General features: G+C 67.2%; 22 protein-coding genes. 10 read left to right on the top strand and 12 right to left on the bottom strand.

All coding sequences use genetic code 11. The annotated features are described in order from the left end of the window. Positions 1–244: 244 nt before the first annotated feature. Complete coding sequence (locus DF286_RS14865) at positions 245–1,144, bottom strand: hydrogen peroxide-inducible genes activator (protein ID WP_109272456.1); 900 nt, start codon at positions 1,142–1,144, stop codon at positions 245–247. 111 nt (positions 1,145–1,255) lie between these two features. Here DF286_RS14865 and DF286_RS14860 point away from each other — a divergent pair, with 111 nt between their 5' ends. The 4 genes from DF286_RS14860 (at position 1,256) to DF286_RS14845 (ending at position 3,566) form a co-directional block, all read left to right on the top strand. Further along, on the top strand, positions 1,256–1,798 hold the full coding sequence (locus DF286_RS14860; protein WP_109272455.1) for a peroxiredoxin: 543 nt from the start codon (positions 1,256–1,258) through the stop codon (positions 1,796–1,798). Positions 1,799–1,887: 89 nt separating this feature from the next. Then, complete coding sequence (gene ahpD / locus DF286_RS14855) at positions 1,888–2,406, top strand: alkylhydroperoxidase, AhpD family (protein ID WP_109272454.1); 519 nt, start codon at positions 1,888–1,890, stop codon at positions 2,404–2,406. A 69-nt stretch (positions 2,407–2,475) separates the two neighbouring features. After that, positions 2,476–3,222: a serine O-acetyltransferase EpsC gene (epsC, locus tag DF286_RS14850; protein WP_109272493.1), complete on the top strand. Its 747-nt coding sequence runs from the start codon at positions 2,476–2,478 to the stop codon at positions 3,220–3,222. After that, the gene (locus DF286_RS14845; RefSeq protein ID WP_109272453.1) at positions 3,222–3,566 is read left to right on the top strand and encodes a DUF2794 domain-containing protein; all 345 of its coding nucleotides are present in this window, start codon (positions 3,222–3,224) and stop codon (positions 3,564–3,566) included. Before epsC ends, DF286_RS14845 begins: the two co-directional genes overlap by 1 nt. 100 nt (positions 3,567–3,666) lie before the next feature. On the opposite strand, the gene DF286_RS14840 is transcribed toward DF286_RS14845, so the two are convergent. From DF286_RS14840 to DF286_RS14800, 9 genes are all read right to left on the bottom strand, one after another. After that, entirely contained in the window at positions 3,667–4,746 is a 1,080-nt protein-coding gene (locus tag DF286_RS14840) for a hypothetical protein (RefSeq protein WP_109272452.1), read from the bottom strand. A 106-nt stretch (positions 4,747–4,852) separates the two neighbouring features. Next, the gene (locus tag DF286_RS14835) at positions 4,853–5,296 is read right to left on the bottom strand and encodes a hypothetical protein (RefSeq protein ID WP_109272451.1); all 444 of its coding nucleotides are present in this window, start codon (positions 5,294–5,296) and stop codon (positions 4,853–4,855) included. 198 nt (positions 5,297–5,494) lie between these two features. Beyond that, on the bottom strand, positions 5,495–6,193 hold the full coding sequence (gene phoB, locus DF286_RS14830) for a phosphate regulon transcriptional regulator PhoB (protein WP_109272450.1): 699 nt from the start codon (positions 6,191–6,193) through the stop codon (positions 5,495–5,497). Then, positions 6,186–6,890, bottom strand: a complete 705-nt coding sequence (gene phoU, locus DF286_RS14825) for a phosphate signaling complex protein PhoU (protein WP_109272449.1) — start codon at positions 6,888–6,890, stop codon at positions 6,186–6,188. Before phoU ends, phoB begins: the two co-directional genes overlap by 8 nt. 69 nt (positions 6,891–6,959) lie before the next feature. Continuing rightward, positions 6,960–7,769, bottom strand: coding sequence for a phosphate ABC transporter ATP-binding protein PstB (pstB, locus tag DF286_RS14820; protein ID WP_109272448.1), 810 nt, complete (start codon positions 7,767–7,769; stop codon positions 6,960–6,962). Between the two features lie 5 nt (positions 7,770–7,774). Then, entirely contained in the window at positions 7,775–9,025 is a 1,251-nt protein-coding gene (gene pstA / locus DF286_RS14815) for a phosphate ABC transporter permease PstA (protein WP_109272447.1), read from the bottom strand. A 159-nt stretch (positions 9,026–9,184) separates the two neighbouring features. Further along, a complete protein-coding gene (gene pstC / locus DF286_RS14810) occupies positions 9,185–10,570 on the bottom strand; it encodes a phosphate ABC transporter permease subunit PstC (protein WP_109272446.1) in 1,386 nt (461 codons plus the stop codon). 61 nt (positions 10,571–10,631) lie between these two features. Beyond that, positions 10,632–11,690 carry a substrate-binding domain-containing protein gene (locus DF286_RS14805; protein WP_109272445.1) on the bottom strand — a complete coding sequence of 353 codons (1,059 nt, stop codon included), beginning with the start codon at positions 11,688–11,690 and terminating at the stop codon, positions 10,632–10,634. Between the two features lie 9 nt (positions 11,691–11,699). Beyond that, complete coding sequence (locus tag DF286_RS14800; RefSeq protein WP_341533248.1) at positions 11,700–12,977, bottom strand: ATP-binding protein; 1,278 nt, start codon at positions 12,975–12,977, stop codon at positions 11,700–11,702. 99 nt (positions 12,978–13,076) lie between these two features. Here DF286_RS14800 and DF286_RS14795 point away from each other — a divergent pair, with 99 nt between their 5' ends. The 4 genes from DF286_RS14795 to DF286_RS14780 are packed head-to-tail and all read left to right on the top strand — an operon-like array spanning position 13,077 to position 15,672. Further along, entirely contained in the window at positions 13,077–13,481 is a 405-nt protein-coding gene (locus tag DF286_RS14795) for a hypothetical protein (RefSeq protein ID WP_109272444.1), read from the top strand. 12 nt (positions 13,482–13,493) lie between these two features. Further along, positions 13,494–13,805 (top strand): HPr-rel-A system PqqD family peptide chaperone, encoded by a 312-nt coding sequence (locus DF286_RS14790; RefSeq protein WP_109272443.1) that lies wholly within the window; start codon positions 13,494–13,496, stop codon positions 13,803–13,805. After that, the gene (locus DF286_RS14785; RefSeq protein WP_109272442.1) at positions 13,802–14,665 is read left to right on the top strand and encodes an HprK-related kinase A; all 864 of its coding nucleotides are present in this window, start codon (positions 13,802–13,804) and stop codon (positions 14,663–14,665) included. Before DF286_RS14790 ends, DF286_RS14785 begins: the two co-directional genes overlap by 4 nt. After that, positions 14,662–15,672 carry a nucleotidyltransferase domain-containing protein gene (locus DF286_RS14780; RefSeq protein ID WP_109272441.1) on the top strand — a complete coding sequence of 337 codons (1,011 nt, stop codon included), beginning with the start codon at positions 14,662–14,664 and terminating at the stop codon, positions 15,670–15,672. Before DF286_RS14785 ends, DF286_RS14780 begins: the two co-directional genes overlap by 4 nt. On the opposite strand, the gene DF286_RS14775 is transcribed toward DF286_RS14780, so the two are convergent. Further along, the gene (locus DF286_RS14775) at positions 15,669–16,730 is read right to left on the bottom strand and encodes an NAD(P)-dependent alcohol dehydrogenase (RefSeq protein WP_109272440.1); all 1,062 of its coding nucleotides are present in this window, start codon (positions 16,728–16,730) and stop codon (positions 15,669–15,671) included. The genes DF286_RS14780 and DF286_RS14775 overlap by 4 nt on opposite strands. Positions 16,731–16,749: 19 nt before the next feature. After that, entirely contained in the window at positions 16,750–17,433 is a 684-nt protein-coding gene (gene gph, locus DF286_RS14770) for a phosphoglycolate phosphatase (protein ID WP_109272439.1), read from the bottom strand. A 77-nt stretch (positions 17,434–17,510) separates the two neighbouring features. Between gph and glmU the strand changes: the two genes are divergently transcribed. Both glmU and glmS read left to right on the top strand, forming a co-directional pair. Beyond that, entirely contained in the window at positions 17,511–18,869 is a 1,359-nt protein-coding gene (glmU, locus tag DF286_RS14765; protein ID WP_109272438.1) for a bifunctional UDP-N-acetylglucosamine diphosphorylase/glucosamine-1-phosphate N-acetyltransferase GlmU, read from the top strand. A gap of 114 nt (positions 18,870–18,983) precedes the next feature. Next, on the top strand, positions 18,984–20,807 hold the full coding sequence (gene glmS / locus DF286_RS14760) for a glutamine--fructose-6-phosphate transaminase (isomerizing) (protein ID WP_109272437.1): 1,824 nt from the start codon (positions 18,984–18,986) through the stop codon (positions 20,805–20,807). Positions 20,808–20,871: the final 64 nt, after the last annotated feature.

Here is a 20,871-nt window from a genome sequence, read left to right as displayed (position 1 = left end):
CAGTCTCCGTCGTTGCGGGCGGACGGGCCATATAGGGACAAAGTCGCCGGATTGGAACGGTTTGGGCGGTGAGTGGAGGCATCACGCCGGCCCCGTGTCATTGCGGTTGTCATTCCGGCGGAAGCCGGAACCCAAGAACACGAGAGTGAGGGGGGATAAGTGCGGCGGAGATCAGCGTCCTTGTCGACCTGGACCGTGTTCTTGGGTCCCGGCTTTCGCCGGGATGACGGGTGCGCGTGTGTCGCTAGGCGGCCTTTCGGAGGGCTTCGCCCAGGAGGCGGAACTCCTTCTCGCGCGGGCTGCCCTTGCGCCAGATGAGGGCGATGCGGCGCGAAGGATGGTCCGCCTCGAGCGGGCGGGCGACCACGTCGGTGCCGTTGAGGATGCCCGCCGCCACCGCCATTTCCGGGATCATGGTCATGCCGAGGCCGTTGTCGACCATCTGCACCAGGGTGTGGAGCGAGGTGCCGAGCATGGCCGCCTCGGCGCGCAGCTCCGGCCGGTTGCAGGCGGCGAGCGCATGGTCCTTCAGGCAATGTCCGTCCTCCAGGAGGAGCAGCCGGTCCTCGTCGATCGTCGCGGCGGTGGCGTGGAGCGGCGCGCCGTCGGGCATGCCCGGGGGGAAGGCGACGAACAGCCGGTCCTCGAACAGCTCCATCGATTCCACGTCGCCGCAATTATAGGGCAGGGCGAGGAGCACGCAGTCGAGCTGGCCGCGGTGGAGCGAATCGCAGGCGGCCTGGCTGGTTTCCTCGCGGAGGAAGAGGCGGAGATCGGGCCAGTCCCGGCGCAGCTTCGGCAGCATCGAGGGCAGGAGGAAGGGGGCGATCGTCGGAATGACGCCCATGCGCAGCTCGCCCGACAGCGGCTTGCCCGCCGCGCGCGCCATATCGGTCAGCTCTTCCGCTTCGCGCAGGATGCGCCGTGCTTTCTCGGCGATCCGACTGCCCAGCGGCGTGAAGCGCACCACCCGGCGCGTCCGCTCCACCAGCACCACGCCGATCAGCGATTCCAGCTCGCGAAGGCCGGCCGACAGGGTGGACTGGGTGACGAAACAGGCGTCCGCCGCGCGGCCGAAATGACCATGGTCCTTCAGGGCCACCAGATATTGCAGCTGCTTGAGCGTCGGCAGGTAGCTGTTCATTGACGTCCTCGATCAATGGAAATGACCTAATCAATTTGATCGATTCTAGCCAGCGCCATATAGGCCGGCCGCAAGTTCACGCTTAACCCCCAAAAACAGGAGACGAACCTCATGCTCACCGTTGGTGACAAGCTTCCCGAACTGACGCTTCCGGTCCAGCAGGGCACGTCCGCCCTTCCGGCCGACGAGACGATCAACCTTGGCGAGACGAACGGGAAGTGGAAGGTCCTCTTCTACTGGCCCAAGGACTTCACCTTCGTCTGCCCGACCGAAATCGTCGGCTATGGCGAACTCAACCAGGAATTCGCCGATCGCGACACCGTGCTGATCGGCGCCTCGACCGACACCAGCCACGTCCACTTCGCCTGGCGCAAGTCGGACGAGCGCCTGGCGCAGGCCGATTTCCCCTGGATCGCGGACAATGCGAAGAAGCTGGCCGACGCGCTCGGCATTCTTCATCCGGAAGAGGGCGTCGCCTACCGCGCCACCTTCATCGTCGATCCGGACAATGTAATCCAGCACGTCACGGTCAACGGTCTCAACGTCGGCCGTAACCCGCAGGAGACGCTGCGCGTCCTCGACGCTCTGCAGACCGACGAGCTCTGCCCCTGCAACTGGCAGGAAGGTCAGGAGGTCCTGAAGCCGGCCGCCTAAGCCCCTCCCGGCGGTCGCCAGGACTCTCAAGGGGCGCGGGAACTCGAGGGTTCCCGCGCCCCTTTTCATATCGTTCAAGGAGACATTTCATGTCGCTCAAGGAATTCGCCGACGCCCTTCCCGATTATGCGAAGGACCTTCGGCTCAACATGTCGTCGCTGCTCAACGACCAGACGCTGGGCGACCAGCGCAAATACGGCCTGCTGCTCGCCTGCGCGCACGGCAGCGGATACAAGCCGATCGTCGAGGCGGCCGAGGCGGAAGTCGAGGGCAAGCTCAGCGCCGAGGCGGCCAACGCCGCCCGCGCCGCGGCCGCGGTGATGGCGATGAACAACGTCTATTACCGCTTCGTCCATCTCGCCTCGAACCCGGAATATGGCACGATGCCGGCGAAGCTCCGGATGAACGTGATCGGCAATCCGGGCATCGACAAGGCCGATTTCGAGCTGTTCAGCCTCGCCGTCAGCGCGATGAACGGCTGCGGCATGTGCATCGACAGCCATGAGAAGGTGCTGAAGCAGCATGGCGTCGGCGCCGAAATCATCCAGGCCGGTGCCCGTATCGGCGCCGTCGTCAAAGCGGTCGCGACGGTCCACGCGACGCTCTGATCCGGCAACGCTGGAAATCGGCGGGAGAGAGGCCTATCTCTTTCCCGTCGTAACTGTGCGCGGGTGCCGATGTTCGCCGGACTGATCAGCTATCTCGATTCGATCAAGGCGCGCGATCCCGCTCCGCGCTCGCGTTGGGAGGTGCTGCTCTATCCGGGCGTCCTGGCGCTGGGGCTGCACCGCGTGGCGCACTGGCTGTTCCGGGGCGAGCTCTATTTCCTTGCCCGCTTCATCAACCATCTTTCGCGCTTCCTGACGGCGATCGACATCCATCCCGGCGCCGTCATCGGTCGGCACTTCTTCATCGACCATGGCTTCACCGTGATCGGCGAAAGCGCCGAAATCGGCGACGACGTCACCATCTACCAGCAGGTGACGCTGGGCGGCACCAACCCGACGAGCGGTATACCGGGCAAGCGCCACCCAACCATCTGCGACGGCGTCATCATCGGCTCGGGCGCACAGGTGCTGGGGCCGATAACGGTCGGCCCCCGGGCCCGGATCGGCGCCAACGCGGTCGTCACCAAGGACGTGCCGGAAGGCGCGACGATGGTCGGCATCCCGGCCAAGCCCGTGCTGGTCGATGCCGCGGAATATTCCAGGGATTTCGTTCCCTATGGCACGCCCTGTAACGAAATGTTTGACCCTTCGACGCAAAAGTTGGAAGTTCTCAGATGCGAGGTCGAGCGGTTGAACAAGCGAGTGGCCGAACTGATGGAGGAGCGGGAGGGCGACGCCAAGCCCCCTGCCAAGACGCGGGGCGCGCGGGCGCGCGGCGCCACCGAAAATGATCAGCGGGAGCGTGACCGGGCCTGATGGGTACCGTCCACCCTTTCCCCCGAAGGGAGGGTGAGGCCTCCCAGACCGGTTTCGAAAGACTCGAACTCAGCCGCATCGTCGATCTCTACGGCCGCATGGTCGCGGCCGGCCTGTGGAAGGATTATGCGATCGACTTCGGGCTGGATTACGCCGCCTTCTGGGCTTTCCGGCGCAGTTCCGAGCGTCCCGAATACAAGATCGAGAAACGACCGGCGCTGCGATCGCGCCAGGGTCAGTGGGCGCTGATCGGCGAGCATGGCATGGTGCTGAAGCGCGGCCATGAGCTGGGCCCCGTCCTCGCGCCCGTCGAGCGCCGGCTGCTGAAGGTAGTGGGGGAATAGGGCAGCCGAACAAACCGTCATTGCGAGCGAAGCGAAACAATCCAGCGCCAGCAGACTGGATTGCTTCGTCGCTACGCTCCTCGCGATGACGGGCTGGCTGTCAGGCCGTAACCGTCCGGTCGAGCACCGGCAGCTTCGACTGGAGGCCGGCCGGGAGGGGCGTTACGACGGCACGGCGGGCGACGTGCCAAAAGGCCGAGAGCAGTAGCAGGGCCGAGCCGATCACGAAGGCGGTAAGGGCGAAGCTCAGCTCGACCGCGCCGAACCGCTCCAGCACGTCCGAGAGCGCCCAAAGCACGTAGGCGAGCGCCGAGACGAGCAGCGCCCGGCGGTCGATCGCCAGCGCCGTGAGCCCGAGACCGACATAGACGAGCAGCACGACGATCGCGTCCAGGACCGTCGCTGAGCCGTCGGTGAGACCAAGCAGCGAAAAGACCGGGTGGACGATGAGCGGCGCCGACAGCAGGTGCAGCCAGAAGGCGACGTCGGAGCGGCGTGTCTCGCGGCGCGGATCGGACGAATCCCACCTCATGGCGAACAGGAAGACGCCGACGCCGAGCAGCAGCGCGAAGCCGAGCAATATGTCGCCGAGCGCCTCGGTGTCGCCGACCGCAGCGGCCATGGTCCCGAGCATCACGCCGACGACTGATGCGGCGCCGGCGGCGATGGTGATCGGCACGCGGAATCGGAGCCAGTGGAGCCAGGCCGAAAGGGCGGCGACCGCCGCCGAGCCGGCGACGAGCAAAGCCGCCAGGGAGCCGTTGTCGTTCAGGGCACTCTCGCCGACGACGAGGCCCGCCGTCGCCGCGACCGCCACGAAGACGCCGCCGACGAAGGCCAGCAGCAGCACGATGCTGGGGAGCGCCATCCGCCGTCTGAGGGTGAAGAATTCGGCAAGACCCCAGGCGGTGGCCGCGACGAACAGTCCGGAATAGGGCGAGGGCCCCGTCCAGTCGTCGGCGGCGCGCAGGGAAGCGCCTATCCAGCTCATGGCGACCAGCAGGATGATGGCGGCGATGGCGACGAAAATGTCGTTGAAGCCGGTGAGGAGGCGAAAATGCTCCTCATCGACCGCCGGCGTTGCCCGCCGCGCCGCGACATGGTCGCGCAGGGCCTGGGCGGCCTCGGGCGTCAAGGCCCCCGCCGCTATCGCCCTCTCCAAATCGCTGTCGCTATACATGGTCAGACCCTCCCCAAGAGAGTCTGGCTCTATCATGGCTGTGTTATTAGAACAATACAGGTTTGGACGGGCGGGCGCGGCTGCGAAGCGCCCGCCCCGTCAGCGATCAATCGGGACGGACGCCGCGCTCGTAGGTCTGCACGCAATTGTCCGTCACGCCCTTGGTGCAGGGGGGATAGTCCTGCTGGGCCGGCTCGGGCGAGAAGACGGCGCTCTGGTTGGCGCTCGGCACGACCGTTGCACCCGGAGGTGCGCTGAGCGGTTGGTTGGCGCCGGCGGGGGCGGTGGCCGGGTCGGAGACGACCGGAATGCCGCGGGCGTCCCTTTCCGGGCTCTGGTTGCCTGGCGCGACGGTGGTCGGCGTGCCGGTCGGCGGCGGCGTGGTCGCGGCGGGCTGCGGAGCGGTGGTGTCGGCCGGGGGAGGCGTGGTCTGTTCGACGGGCGCCACGTCGGTCGCGGTCTGATCGGTGGTCATGTCGTCGGTGGTCGTGTCCTGCGCCAGCGCGATGCCGCTGACCGACAGAGCCGCTGCGAACAAAATCGTCTTCATCAGTCTCTCCTTTCGCCGGCGGCCCCGCTCGATGTCGCCGGATCCTGCCCCATTACGGACCCTAAACGACGTTGCCGCCGATTATATCCACGGACGAACGACTCTTGCGGCTCCGCCCGTCTCCGGCCGAGCTTCCTCGCTCCCATGATGCCGCGCACCCGGAAGTCTTGATCGCAAGACGATGGGGAAACGCTGGGCCTAGCGGGCGGCGTCGCTGTCGAGGGCGTAGCCGGCGGAGCGGACCGTGCGGATGATGTCGCTCCGGCCGCCGGCGTTCACCGCCTTCCTGAGACGCCGGATGTGGACGTCGACGGTGCGCGGCTCGATGTCGCTGTCATGCCCCCAGACCGAATCGAGCAGCCGCTCGCGGGAGAAGACCCGGCCGGGATGCTCGAGAAAGTGACGGAGCAGGCGGAATTCGGTGGGGCCGAGGGCGATGGACTCGCCGCCGCGCCTCACCTTGTGCGCGACAATGTCCATCTCGAGGTCGCCATAAGCGAGCTGCTCGCCGGCGAGTGCCGGCCGCACCCTCCGAAGGACGGCCCCGACGCGGGCCACGAGCTCGCGCGGGGAGAAGGGCTTGGTGATGTAATCGTCGGCGCCGGTTTCGAGGCCGCGGATGCGGTCGGCTTCCTCGCCCCGGGCGGTGAGCATGATGATCGGCACGTTCGCCGTGTCGGGGTGGCGGCGGAGGCGCCGGCAGACTTCGATCCCCGAAATGCCTTCGATCATCCAGTCGAGAAGGACGAGATCGGGCGGAGTCTCCTGAGCGAGCAGCATCGCTTCCTCGCCGTCGGCGGTATGGGCCACCTCGAAATCTTCGCGCTTCAGATTGTAGACCAGCAGCTCGGCGAGGGCGCTGTCGTCCTCGACGAGGAGGATTCGTCCCTTAGTCATCAACGGGATCCAGCGGGCTTTCGCCCTTGGTACGCTCGCCCATCTGCTCGCCCGTGGCGGCGAAATAGACCATCTCGGCGACGTTGGTCGCATGATCGCCCATGCGCTCCAGATTCTTGGCGATGAAGAGAAGGTGCGTCGCCGCGCCGATATTCTGCGGGTTCTCCATCATGAAGGTGAGGAGCGTGCGGAAGATGCTGTTGTAAAAGTCGTCGACCGCCCGGTCCCGCTCGCACACCATCACCGCGATCTTCGAATTGCGGGCGGCGAAGGCGTCGAGGACGTTGTGGACCATCTCGCCGACGATGCGGGCCATTTCGGGGAGCAGGGACAGCGGCTCGATGCTGGCCGAATGTTCGATGACATGGACCCGTTTGGCGATGTTCTTGGCGTAGTCGCCGATCCGCTCGACGACACCGGCGATCTTCAGCGCCGCGACCACCTCGCGAAGGTCGTCCGCCATCGGCGCGCGCAGCGCGATCAGTTGAACGGCGTCACGCTCCACCACCGCCTCGAGCGCGTCGATCTTCTTGTCGTTCTCGATGACGCGGTTCGCCGCCTCGATGTCGCGCTGCATCAGCGCGCGCATCGACTCGGCGATGGCGTCCTCGGCGAGGCCTCCCATCTGCGCGATCGAGGCGCGCAGCTGGTCGAGATCCTGATCGAAGGCTTTGACGGTATGTGCGCTGGTACCCATGTGCTGGCCCTTCGTTTCTTCAGTTCGCATGATTGGCCCGAAAACCGGTGACCACTTTTCGGATCATGCTCAGCCGTAGCGGCCGGTGATGTAGTCCTTGGTGCGCGTCTCGCGCGGGTTGGTGAAGATCTCGGACGTCTCGCCATATTCGACAAGGTTGCCGAGGTGGAAAAAGGCGGTGCGCTGGGAGACGCGTGCCGCCTGCTGCATATTGTGGGTGACGATGACGATGGCGAAGCGGCCGCGAAGCTCGTGGATAAGCTCCTCGATCTTGGCGGTGGCGATCGGGTCCAGCGCGGAGCAGGGCTCGTCCATCAGGATCACCTCCGGATCGACCGCGATGGCGCGGGCAATGCAGAGGCGCTGCTGCTGACCGCCGGACAGGGCGGTGCCGCTATCCTGCAGGCGATCCTTCACCTCGTCCCACAGGCCGGCCTTGCGGAGCGACTTTTCGACGATCACGTCCATATCGGCCTTGCCCGAGGCGAGGCCGTGGATGCGCGGGCCGTAGGCGACATTCTCGTAGATCGACTTGGGGAACGGGTTCGGCTTCTGGAACACCATGCCGACGCGCGCGCGAAGCTGCACGACGTCCATCGACGAGGCGTAGATGTTCTCGCCTTCGAGCTCGATCCGCCCTTCCACCCGAGCGCTCGGGATGGTGTCGTTCATGCGATTGAGCGTGCGCAGGAAGGTCGACTTGCCGCAGCCCGACGGGCCGATGAAGGCCGTCACATTCTCCTGGCTGACGTCGATAGAGACGTCGTCGATCGCCTTCTTGTCGCCGTAGAAGACGCTGACGCCGCGCGCGGTCATCTTCGCGGCGGGCGCGGCGGGGGCCGTCGGCGCCGTGGTTGCTCTCTCGATCGTATCGGTCATGTGTCTCACCAGCGTCGCTCGAACTTGTTTCTAAGATAGATGGCGATGCCGTTCATCGCGAGGAGGAAGACCAGGAGGACGATAATCGCCGCCGACGTCTTTTCCACGAAGCCCCGGCTCACCTCGTCGGACCAGAGATAGATCTGCACCGGTAGCACCGTCGCCGGATCGGTGATCCCGCCCGGCGGCGTCGCGATGAAGGCGCGCATGCCGATCATCAGCAGCGGCGCCGTTTCGCCGAGCGCGCGGGCCATGCCGATGATCGTGCCGGTGAGGATGCCGGGCAGCGCCAGCGGCAGGACGTGATGGAAGACGACCTGGACGCGGCTGGCGCCGATACCGAGCGCCGCGTCGCGGATCGACGGGGGCACGGACTTGATGGCGTTGCGGCCGGCGATGACGATGACCGGCATGGTCATCAGCGCCAGGGTGATGCCGCCGACCAGCGGCGCCGAGCGCGGCAGGTGCATGAAATTGAGGAAGACGGCGAGGCCCAACAGGCCGAAGATGATCGAGGGCACGGCGGCGAGGTTGTTGATCGACACCTCGATCATGTCGGTCCAGCGGTTCCGCGGCGCATATTCCTCGAGATAGACGGCGGAGAGCACGCCGATCGGGAAGGCGAGGGCGAGCGTCACCAGCATGGTGAGGAGCGAGCCCTTGAAGGCGCCCCAGATGCCGACGACGGTGGGGTCGGTGGCATCGGCGCCGGTGAGAAAGCGGCTGTTGAAGCCGGTGCTGACCGCTTCCCTTTCCTTGAGCTGCTGATAGGCGGCCTCGGCTTCCGGGGCGCCCGCGCCCTTGGCGGCGACGTCGATCGCGTCGGAGGCGGGCAGCCAGAGGGTTGCCACGCCGTTGAGCATGGCGGGATCGTCCCGGATCGCCTCACGCAGGCGGAGCCAGGCGCCGTCGGAGAGCAGGCCTTTCGCCAACTGGCCATATTGCCGCTCGGCGGCAGCGCGCATCGTTCCGTGCAGGTCGACCGCGGCGAGGGCGGCGTCGGCGTTGGAGCCCTCGAGCTGGGCCGGGTCGAGGAAGAGATCGCTCGCCGGGAAATCGATGTCGAGCCGCACCTCCGTCTGGGTGAAGCCCCGCGCCCCGTTCGCCACCATGGTGACGAGGAGGAAGGCGAGGAAGGCGGCGGACAGCAGCACCGCGCCCAGGCCGAGCAGGCGGAAGCGGCGCTCGGCCGCGTAGCGGCGGCGGATGCGCCGCTGCATCGCGTCGGAGCGCCAATGGGTGGGCTGCACGTTCATCGGTGAGCCTCGGAGGCTCGATCCTTCGTCATCCCGGCGGAGGCCGGGATCCAGGAACACAGGGGCAGGAGACTTTTCGTGGGCGTGCGTGTTCTTGGGTCCCGGCTTTCGCCGGGGTGACGGTTGCGGGAGGTTCCGCGCGGATGAGGGGTGGGACGCTTACTCATAGGCTTCGCGATATTTCTTCACCACGCGCAGCGCGACGATGTTGAGGAGCAGGGTGACGATGAACAGCACCAGGCCGAGCGCGAAGGCGGCCAAGGTCTTGGCGCTGTCGAACTCCTGGTCGCCGGTCAGCAGCTGGACGATCTGGGTCGTGACCGTGGTGACGCTGGCGAAGGGGTTGGCGGTGAGGTTGGCGGCGAGGCCCGCGGCCATCACCACGATCATCGTCTCGCCGATCGCCCGGCTGACGGCGAGGAGGACGCCGCCGACCACGCCAGGGAGGGCGGCCGGAACCAGCACCTTCTTGATCGTCTCGGACGTCGTCGCGCCCATGGCGAGCGAGCCGTCGCGCATCGCCTGCGGCACGGCGGCGATGCTGTCGTCGGCCATGGAGGAGACGAAGGGGATGATCATGATGCCCATTACGAGGCCCGCCGCGAGCGCGGATTCCGAGGAGGCGCCGGGGATGCCGACGGCGACGGCGAAATCGCGCACCGCCGGCGCCACCGTCAGTGCCGCGAAATAGCCGTAGACGACGGTCGGGACGCCGGCGAGGACCTCGAGGATGGGCTTCATCCAGCGGCGGACGGCGGGCTTTGCATATTGCGTCAGGTAGATGGCGCTCATCAGGCCGAGCGGGATGGCGACGATCATGGCGATGATCGCGCCGATGAAGACGGTGCCCCAGAAAAGCGGGATTGCGCCGAACGCCCCCGACGAGCCCGCCTGGTCGGCACGGATCGCGGTCTGCGGGCTCCAGTTGGTGCCGAACAGGAACTCGATGGGCGAGACCATGCTGAAGAAACGCAGCGATTCGAACAGCAGCGACAGGACGATGCCGAGGGTCGTCAGGATCGCGATCAGCGAGGCGAGGAGCAGCAGCCCCATCACCAGCCGCTCCACCCGGGTGCGGGCGCGGAAATGCGGCGACAGGCGGGTATAGGCATAAGCGCCGCCGGCGAAGGCGAGCAGCAGGGCGACCGCCCCGCCGATCAGCGCATAGCGGTTGGTCGCTTCCTCGTAGACGGGAGCGAGGGTGCGCGCCTCGGGGTTGAAGGCCGCCCGCAGCTCGTCGCCGGCGAGGGCGCGCGCTTCGCTGAGGATGGAGGCGCGCTGCATCGGCTCGGCCGGCAGGTTGGCGGCGGCGGGATTGTCGAGCACCGCCTGGGTCACCAGGCCGCCGGAGACGGAACTCCAAATGGCGAGGAAGAGAAGGGCCGGGACAAGCGCCCAGAGCGCCACATACCAGCCATGATAGGAGGGAAGCGAATGGGGACGCGCCTTGCCCGGACCCGCGAAGGCCATCGCCTTGGCGCGCGCGGTGAGCCAGGCCACCAGGCCCAGCCCCAGGATCAGCAAGGTAATCGCGAGCAGCGACACGCCAGAATCGTCCCCAAAAAGAGAGGCGCCGAGTCCTCCCGGACCCGGCGCCTCGTTTCACTTACTTCAGGTCGCTCGCCTTGACCGGCGTCAGCGACGTGATGGCGGTCTTGGCGCTCGCCTGCACGTCGGCGGGCGAGGCGACCAGGCCACGGTCGGCGAGATAGCCATCGTCGCCCCAGGCCGAGGCATATTCGGCGAGGAATTCGCGAAGACCCGGAACGGCGGAGATATGCTCGCCCTTCACATAGATGTAGAGCGGCCGCGCGCCCGGATAGTCGAAGCTGGAGATGGTCTCATAGGTGGGCGTGACGCCGTTCAGGGTCAGTCCCCGCACCTTGTCGCTATTCTCCTCGAGGAAGCTGTAGCCCATGATGCCGACCGAGCCGGGGTTGGCCGCGACCTTCTGCACCAGCAGATTATCGTTCTCGCCGGCCTCGACATAGACGCCGTCCTCGCGGACCTTGGTGCAGACCGACTTATATTGATCCTCGTCGCTGTCCTTGAGCGCCTTCATCTCCGGGTTGGTGGTGCAACCCTTTTCGAGGATCATCTCGGCGAGCGCGTCGCGCGTGCCCGAGGTGGGCGGCGGTCCGTAGACCTGGATCTTGACGGCCGGAAGGTCTGGATTGACGTCGGCCCATGTCTTGGCGGTGTTGGGCTTGCCATAGGGCGTCGCCGCGATCGCCTCGTAGACGTCCTCCAGGGTCAGCGGGATCGGCTGAGCGCCGTTGGCCTGGATGAAGGCGAGGCCGTCGATGCCGACCGGAACCTCGATCACCTGATTGACGCCGTTCGCCTGGCAGTCGGCAAGCTCGGACGCCTTGATCCGCCGCGACGCGTTGGCGACGTCGGGATGCTTGGTGCCGACGCCGGCGCAGAACAGCTCCAGGCCCGCGCCGGTGCCGGTCGATTCGACGATCGGCGCGCTGAAATTCGGATTCGCCTGGCCGAAGCGCTCGGCGACGGCGGTGGTGAAGGGATAGACGGTCGACGATCCGACGATCCGGATCTGGGAGCGCGCGTCGCCTGCACCGCCCCCGGCGCCGTCACCGCAGCCGGCGAGCGCCAGCGCCGCCGTGGCCAATGTGAGAAATGCTTTGTTCAATTCTGCCTCCATAGAGCGCCGCTAATCGGCCTCGGGCACGTTTCTAGGACTGCTACGCGTGACTTCTGTGACGGTTGCATGACTCTTTGATGACAATGCCGGCAGATAGACGGCGAAGCGGCTGCCCTCGCCCGGCTTGCTGCTGATGTCGAGCCGCCCGCGATGGCGCTGGGTGATGTGCTTGACGATGGCGAGGCCGAGCCCGGTGCCGCCCATAGACCGGCTGCGGCCCGGATCGACCCGGTAGAAGCGTTCGGTGAGGCGGGGCAGATGCTCGGGCGCGATGCCGTCCCCGCGGTCGATGACGGTCATTCGGATCATCTCGGGACCCGCCGGCTCGAAGCGCACGGTCACGTCCGCGCCGGGCTTGCCGTATTTGAGCGCGTTGACGACGAGGTTCTGGATGAGCTGCTGGAGCTGGGCCCTGTCGCCGGGAACGACGGGCTCGCCATTGGTCTGCTCGACGACGATCCGGCTGTTCTTCTCCTCGGCGAGGCGGTCGCAGCTATTCCTCACCTCCTCGACCAGCGGCAGCAGCGGCACCGGCTCGCGCGGCACGCTGAACCGCTCGGCCTCGATTCGAGAGAGCGAGATGAGATCGTCGACGAGCTGCTGCATGCGCCGGGCTTCGTCCTCCATGATCTTGAGGAAGCGTTGCAGGGTGGCCTTGTCGCCGGCCGCTTCGTCGTCCTGGAGCGTCTCGGCAAAGCCGATCAGCGTTGCCAGCGGCGTCCTCAGCTCGTGGCTTGCGTTGGCGACGAAATCCACGCGCATCTGCTCGGACGCATGGGCGTCGCTGCGATCCTGCAGGCGCACCAGGCGATCGCCGTCGGGCAGGGGAGAGAGGACCATCTCCCAGCGGCGGTCGCGGTCGCCGAGGCCGACCAGCTCGGTCCGGCTCACTTCATCGCCATTGCCGCCGATCAGGCGCTCGGCGGCCGCCGGATGGCGGATGGCGAGGCGGACGTCGACGCCGACGATATGATCGCCGAGCACCGCCTTGGCCGCGCGGTTGGCGAAGATGACGCGACGGTCGCGGACGATCATCACCGGGTCCTCGACCGCATCGGCCACCTCGGCGGTGCTCGGGAGGAAGGATTGGACAGGCCCCTCGGCCGCCGGCTCTTCCTCCACCGGAGCCGCGCCGCCCGGAGCGGCGAGCAGGCCCAGGGCGATGATTCCGGCCAGCACGGCCACCATTGCGGCGAGGAAGGGCGCGCCGGAAGACGTGGCGAAGAGGAGTCCGAGCCCCGCCGCCGTTGCCGCGGCCAGGATCCGCAAGAGCCGATTCATCGCCATGGGCCGTGTCCCTTAACGGGATCGTTCCGGCGACGCCACTGCTCGCCTGAAATGGCCTTTACGCTTATGAAAGGCGGGAGGCTGTATGCAGATCTCGTCATGAGCGAATATGAGGGCAACGTGGCGGAGGACGCCGCTCACCCGAGCCGGCGGGTCGTGCTCGCGCTTGGCGCCGCGGCGGCGTCGACCGTGGTGACGATCCGGCCGGCGCTGGCGCAGACCGCCGGCTCCGTCCTAACCTGCGAGATACCGGTGCCGGCTCCGCAAGAGGCGGGCAGCTATATCGCCGCCGACGGCAGCCTCGTCGCACCCGGTACGCCCGGCTCCTTTCCGCCCGCGCCGCGCAATCTCACCGGCGAGGAAGTGAAGGTGATGCTGCGCGGCGGGCCGTCGCCGATGGGCATCGACACCGAAAGCGCTCAGGCCTACGCCAACTACATACGCCGTCTGCAGGCGGGGATGAGCGGCTTTACCTGCTACGCCTCGCTGCAGATGCCGCGCTGATCCGAGGACGGCATGTCCGGCCCGCGCTATGTGGCCGACGCCGCCGATTCGACGCTCCGCGTGGAGCTCGATGGACTGACGGCCCTGTTCCACCGTCCCTCCGGCATGACCCATCTGCTCGCCCCGCCGGCGCCGCAGATCCTTCAAGTGCTTGCGAATAATCCCGGCGATCCATCTGAAATTGTTTCGCGATTGTCCCAGACCTTTGAGGTGGAGGGCGAAGAGGCGATCCTGGCGCGGCTTGTCGAGTTGGAGGCATCGGGACTGGTCTGGCGAGCCGATCCGGGGAACGCGAACGCCGAACCGCGGGATCGTGCCGCATGAGGCACGAAATCCAGCTTCAGGTGGGGCCTGTCGGCTTCCGCGTCGGCTCTCATTGGCGGGCGCCGATCGAAGCGTTGCGGGGGCTATACGAAGGCTACCCGGTGCCGGAGGCCTGCGACTTTACCGTCAGGCTGGAGGCCGAGAAGCCATGGCGACGCTGGCTGCGGCCGTCGGTGGCGATCCATGGGGACTATATGTTGCCCGACGCGGCGCCGCTGCCGCTGGCGCAGGGGCTGCTCGCGGCCGAGATGGGGATGAACCTGCAAATGGCGCTGGGGCAGAAGCGCTACCTGCTGCTGCACGCCTCCTCGGTCGAGAAGGATGGCCGGGCGCTGCTCATGACCGGCCATTCGGGCTCCGGCAAGTCGACTCTGGCGGCGATATTGGGCGAGCGCGGCTGGCGTTTGATGGGCGACGAGTTCGCGCTGCTCGATCTGGCGGACGGGCGGCTGCACGCTTTCCCGCGTGCGGTGAGCCTCAAGAACGGCGCCATCTCGGTCGTTGCCGGCATCACCGACGAGACGCGGCTCGGGCCGCTGCTGGTGGGCACGCCCAAGGGGTCGATCCGCCACCTTCGCCCGCGCGCGGACGCGCTGGCGCGGATGGCGGAGCCGGCCGTGCCCGCCCTCATCCTGTTTCCGCGCTTCGGCCGCGACCTTGCGGCCGCCGTCCGCCCGGTCGGCGCGGCCGAAGTCTTCATGCGCCTGACCCAGGCTTCGACCAACTATGTCGCGCTGGGGGAGGCGGGTTTCGCCGGCCTCGCCCGGCTTGTGCACGCCGTGCCGGCGCGGGCGATCGACTATCCGGATACGGAGGCGGCGCTCGCGCTGGTCGCCGAGCTGTGGAAGGAGCCGGCATGAGCGCGGCGCGCCTCCTCGTGCGGGCGCTGCGCGATCCGGCGGACGTGCTCGATCTCGACGCCGCCGGATGGACGGCGCTGCTGGCCGCAGCCCGCGCGGAATCGCTGATCGGCAGCCTCGCTCATCGCCTCGAGGGACAGCCGGTTCCAAAGCGGGTGGCGCGCCTGCTGGAAGATGTCCGCCGGGATTATGCTTATGCCCGCACGCAGGCGCTGTGGGAGGCGGAGATGGCGCGGCGCGCGCTGGCGCCGACCGGCGTGCCCGTCATCCTCCTGAAGGGCACCGCCTACGTCGCCGCCGGGCTCGCCGCAGGGCAGGGGCGTTCGATCGGCGACCTCGACATACTGGTGCCGCGCGAGCGCCTTGACGCCGTCGAGCAGGCGCTGCTTGCCGCCGGCTGGGAATGGGTGAAGCCGGACGCCTATGACGATCTCTATTACCGTCGCTGGATGCACGAGCTGCCGCCGCTGATGCACCAGACGCGGGACCGGATGATCGACGTCCACCACACGATCCTGCCGCTTACAGCCCGGCCCCGGCCCGACGCGGCGGCGATGATCGCGGAGAGCATCGAGCTCGTGAACGGCCTCCGCATCCTTGGGCCCGAGGACATGGTGATCCATGCCGTCGCCCATCTCTTCGCCGATGGCGACCTGGCGGGCGGCCTTCGGAATTTGTGGGACCTGGATCGGTTGCTGAGGGCCTTCTCGGCTGAGGACGCTTTCTGGGACCGGCTCGGTGAGCGGGCCGAGCGACATCAGCTGCGCCGCCCGGTCGCGCGGGCGCTTCGCCTGGCGCGGAGGCTTTACGGCACACCGGTCGATGTCCAACTGGCGGGACGGCGGCGTCTATCCGATCGGCTGTTCGAGGCCCGCCTTCTCGCCCGCAACGGCTGGGGACAGGCGACGCGCAAGGGGCTGCGCCTCGCCTTCTACATCCGCTCCCACTGGTTGAGGATGCCGCCGCTGATGCTGGCGCGGCACCTGCTCGTCAAGGCGAGCCGCTAGCTCGCTTCGCCGATCGTCGCGGTGTCGATGACGAAGCGATACTTCACATCGCCTCTCAGCATCCGATCATAAGCCTCGTCGATATCTTGCATCGCGATCATCTCGATGTCGGAGACGATGTCGTGCTCGGCGCAGAAATCGAGCATCTCCTGCGTCTCCTTTATGCCGCCGATCAGCGAGCCGGCGAGGCTGCGGCGCTTCAGCACGAAGTTGAAGATCGCCGGCGACGGATGCGGCTCGGCGGGAGCGCCGACCATCGCCATCGTGCCGTCGCGCTTCAGAAGCGTGAGAAAGGCGTCGAGATCGTGCGGCGCCGCGACAGTGTTGAGGATGAAATCGAAGCTGCCGGCATGAGCGTTCATCTCGTCCGGGTTGCGCGAGACCACGACTTCGTCGGCGCCAAGCGCCAGCGCGTCCTGCTTCTTGTCGGGCGAGGTGGTGAAGGCGACCACATGGGCGCCGAGCGCATGCGCCAGCTTCAGGCCCATATGGCCGAGGCCGCCGATGCCGACGACGCCGACCTTCTTGCCCGGGCCTATCTTCCAGTGCCGGAGCGGCGACCAGGTAGTGATGCCGGCGCACAGCAGCGGCGCGACGGCGGCCAGTTGTTCCTCGCGGTGGCGGATGTGGAGCACGAACTCCTCGCGGACGACGATCCGGTCTGAATAGCCGCCATAGCTATTGTCGCCGCTATCCTGGGTCGGGCCGTTATAGGTGCCGGTGAAGCCAACCTCGCAATATTGCTCAAGGCCCTCGCGGCAGGAGGCGCAGCTGAGGCAGCTGTCGACCATGCAGCCGACGCCGACGATGTCGCCCGGCTGGAAGCGGGTGACGGCGTCGCCCACCGCCGTCACTTCGCCGACGATCTCGTGGCCAGGGACGCAGGGGTAGCGGGTGCCGCCCCATTCGCTGCGGGCGGTGTGGAGATCGGAATGGCAGACGCCGCAATAACGGATGGCGATGGCGACGTCGTTGGGGTTGGGCTCGCGGCGGTCGAAGCTGAAGGGCTGGAAGCGGTCGGTCGGCGCGTGAACGGCGTAGGCATTGGCGGCGGGCATAGGGGATGTCTCCGGTTTCTTACTCGCCGAACGGCGGGGCGCCGATAAGGTTCAGCGCCTCGACGAGATCCGCATAGCTGTCGATCACCGCGTCGGCGCCGAGCGCTTCCACCGGCCGATCGGAGAAGCCGAAGCTTACGGCGACGAAGGGCAACTGCGCCGCACGCGCGGCTTCGGCATCGATGACGGAGTCGCCGACAAAGGCGGCCCGTCCGCCGCCGGCGCGGGCGAGGGCCTCGTGCAAGGGAGCCGGATCGGGCTTCTTCATCGGAAGTGTATCGCCGCCGACGACAGCGTCGAAGCGGTTCGTCCAGCCCAGCGCCTCCAGCAGCAGGTGGGTGAGCTTTTCAGGCTTGTTGGTGCAGATGGCGAGCGCCACGCCGCGTGCGCGCAGGACGTCGAGCGCGGAATCCAGCTCCGGATAGGGCTTGGTGCCGTTGCAGATGTTGGCGCCATAATGATCGAGGAAGATCGGGAAACCCTGTTCGACCAGTTCCTCCGAAGCCTCTCCTGTCACGGCGAGACCTTTCCTGAGCAACGCCTTGGCACCATGGCCGACGAGGTGGCGCACCGAGTCCGGCGGGATGCTCGCGCGGCCCAGCGCGCCCAGCGCGTGGTTCAAGGAAGCGGCGAGATCGGGGGCGGTGTCGGCGAGGGTGCCGTCGAGGTCGAAGGCGACCACGTCGAAGGGGAAATCCGTCATGTCGCCGCGGCTTAGGGGCCGCCCTATGGAAATGGCAAGGCATCCGTGCCAAGGAGCGGCCAAGGATCAGGGTAAGCATGACAAACAAACAGGATTTTGCCGCCATCATCCTCGCCGCCGGCAAGGGCACGCGGATGAAATCGGACGTGCACAAGGTGCTGCACCCGATCGCGGGGCGGGCGATGCTCGATCATCTGCTGGGGGTGGTCGACAGCCTCGGACCGGCGCGGAAAGTGGTCGTCGTCGGTGCGGGGCGGGAGCAGGTCGAGAATCTGGTCGAGGCGCGGGGCGGCGAGATCGCCGTCCAGGCGCAGCAGCTCGGCACCGCCCATGCCGTGCTACAGGCGAAGGAAAAGCTCGCCGGGTTCGCGGGCGACGTTCTCATCCTTTACGGCGATACCCCGCTGATCGAGGCGGAGACGATGGCGCGGATGCTGGAGCGCCTTCACGCGGCGGACGCGCCGGCGGTGGTCGTGGTCGGCTTCCGGCCCGACGATCCGCTCCAATATGGCCGCATCATTGCGGGCGAGGGCGGGACCATCGAGAAGATGGTCGAGTATAAGGACGCCTCGCCTGAAGAGCGCGCGGTAAACCTTTGCAATTCCGGCATGATGGCGGTGCGGGCCGAGGACCTGTTCGCGCTGCTGGAGCGTGTCGGCAACGACAATGCGGCCGGCGAATATTATCTGCCCGACATTGTCATGCTCGCCGCCGGCGACGGCCGCGGCTCGGCGGTGATCGAGGCGGAGCCCTGGGAGATGGCGGGCGTCAACAGCCGCGCCGAGCTGGCGCTGGTCGAGGCCGAATGGCAGCGGCGGCGGCGGCTGAAGGCGATGGCGGACGGAGTCACCTTGGTGGCGCCGGACACCGTCTGGTTCGCCCATGACACGGTGATCGGGCGCGACTGCGTGGTAGAGCCGAACGTCGTCTTCGGCCCCGGCGTTCGCATCGCCGACGGAGTCACGATCCGCGCCTTCAGCCATATCGAGGGGGCGGAGATCGCGAGCGGCGCCGAGGTTGGTCCCTATGCGCGGCTGCGGCCGGGCGCGGAGATCGGCGAGAAGGCCAAGGTCGGCAATTTCGTCGAGGTGAAGAAGGCGCGGCTGGGCAAGGGCGCCAAGGCCAATCACCTCACCTATCTGGGTGATGCCGAGATTGGCGCCGGCGTCAATGTTGGGGCGGGAACGATTACATGCAATTATGATGGCTTCTTCAAATATCCTACGAAGATCGGCGAGGGCGCGTTCATCGGCTCGAACACGGCGCTGGTGGCGCCCGTCACCATCGGCGCCAACGCCATCGTGGGGGCCGGTTCGGTCGTGACCGAGGACGTGGCCGACGATGCGCTGGCGGTGGCGCGCGGCGAGCAGCGCGAGCGGCCCGGCTGGGCGGCGCGATTCCGGGCGAGGATGACGGCGAAGAAGAAAGCGGGGTAGGGGGCTCCACCCGTCATTCCCGCGAAAGCGGGAATCCAGGCGGCGCCGGAGCTCGGCTCATAATCGGAATGGATTCCCGCTTTCGCGGGAATGACGTGAGGGTGGAACGACTGCATGTGCGGAATTATCGGAATTCTCGGTCGCGAGGAGGTCTCGGATCGGCTGCTGCAGGGGCTGAGGCGGCTAGAATATCGGGGCTATGACTCGGCGGGCCTGTGCACCGTGATCGACGGCCGGCTGGAGCGCCGCCGGGCCGAGGGGAAGCTCGACAATCTGGCGCGGGAGCTCGACGCGGAGCCGCTGCCGGGCGTCGTCGGCATTGCCCATACCCGCTGGGCGACCCACGGCGCGCCCACCCGCGACAATGCCCACCCGCACGCCACCGGGGAAGTGGCCGTCGTCCACAACGGCATCATCGAGAATTTCCGGCCGCTCCGCGAGGAGCTGATCGCCGAAGGCCGCAGCTTCGCCAGCCAGACCGACACCGAGGTCGTCGCCCATCTCGTCAGCCGGGAGATCGAGCGTGGCGCGGACCCGAAGGAAGCGGTGTCCACGGCGCTGAAGCGCATTCACGGCGCCTTTGCCCTCGCCATCCTGGTGCGCAGCCATCCCGACATGCTGATCGGCGCCCGCCTCGGTTCGCCGCTGGTGGTCGGCTATGGCGACGGCGAGACCTATCTCGGCTCGGATGCGCTCGCTCTCGCGCCGCTGACGCAGAAGATCAGCTATCTGGAGGAGGGCGACTGGGTCGTCATCACCCGCGAGGGGACGCAAATCTACGACAAGGACGACAACCCCGTCGAGCGTCCGGTCACCACCTCCGGCGCCAGCGCCGCAGCGATCGAGAAGGGCAATCACCGCCACTTCATGCAGAAGGAGATTTACGAGCAGCCGATCGTCGTCGCGCAGACGTTGAAATCCTATCTCCGGCCGCTGGAGCAGAAGGTCGCGCTGCCGCAGATGGACTTCTCCTTCGCCGACGTGCCGCGCATCACCATCGTCGCCTGCGGCACCAGCTTCTACGCCGGAATGGTGGCCAAATATTGGCTGGAGCAGTTCGCGCGCGTCCCCGTCGAGCTCGATATCGCGTCCGAGTTCCGCTACCGCCATCCGGTGCTCGAGAAGGGCGGCATGGCGCTCTTCATCTCGCAGTCGGGGGAGACGGCCGACACGCTCGCCGCGCTCCGTCACGCCCGCGCCGAGGGGCAGAAGATCGCCGTCGTCGTCAACGTCCCGACCAGCTCGATGGCGCGCGAGGCGGACCTGTTGCTTCCCACACATGCCGGTCCGGAGATCGGCGTCGCCTCGACCAAGGCGTTCACCTGCCAACTCGCCGTGCTCGCCGCGCTCGCCGCCAAGGTTGCCCGCGACAAGGGCGTGATGAGCGAGGAAGAGGAACGCGAGATCGTCGAGCACCTCACCGAAGCCCCCGCCTGCATGAACGCCGCTCTCGCCTATGACGAGGAGATCGAGCGCATGGCGCCGGTGGTCGCGGCGGCGCGGGATGTCCTCTACCTAGGCCGCGGTCCGGACTATCCGATGGCGATGGAAGGGGCGCTGAAGCTGAAGGAAATCAGCTACATCCACGCCGAAGGCTATGCCGCCGGCGAGATGAAGCACGGCCCCATCGCGCTCATCGACGAGCATGTCCCCGTCATCGTCATCGCCCCGTCCGGCCCGCTGTTCGAAAAGACCGTCAGCAACATGCAGGAAGTCCAGGCCCGCGGCGGCAAGGTCGTCCTCATCTCCGACGCCGAAGGTCTGGCCCAAGCGAGCGAAGGCACTATCGCCACCATCGAGATGCCCAAGGTCCATCCGCTGATCGCGCCGCTGGTCTACGCGGTGCCGGTCCAGCTTCTCGCCTACCATGTGGCGGTGGTGAAGGGCACGGACGTGGATCAGCCGCGCAACCTGGCGAAGTCGGTGACGGTCGAATAGAGGGTCCTTCAGGTCACACTGACCTCCAATTCGGCGCCACCAGCAGCCGAATTGATGGCTTGAT

Origin of the sequence: Sphingosinicella humi, assembly GCF_003129465.1 — a bacterium.
GTDB classification, from domain to species: domain Bacteria; phylum Pseudomonadota; class Alphaproteobacteria; order Sphingomonadales; family Sphingomonadaceae; genus Allosphingosinicella; species Allosphingosinicella humi.
Note: the sequence above shows the minus strand (reverse complement) of the source record. Positions and strands in the feature narration are given on the sequence as shown.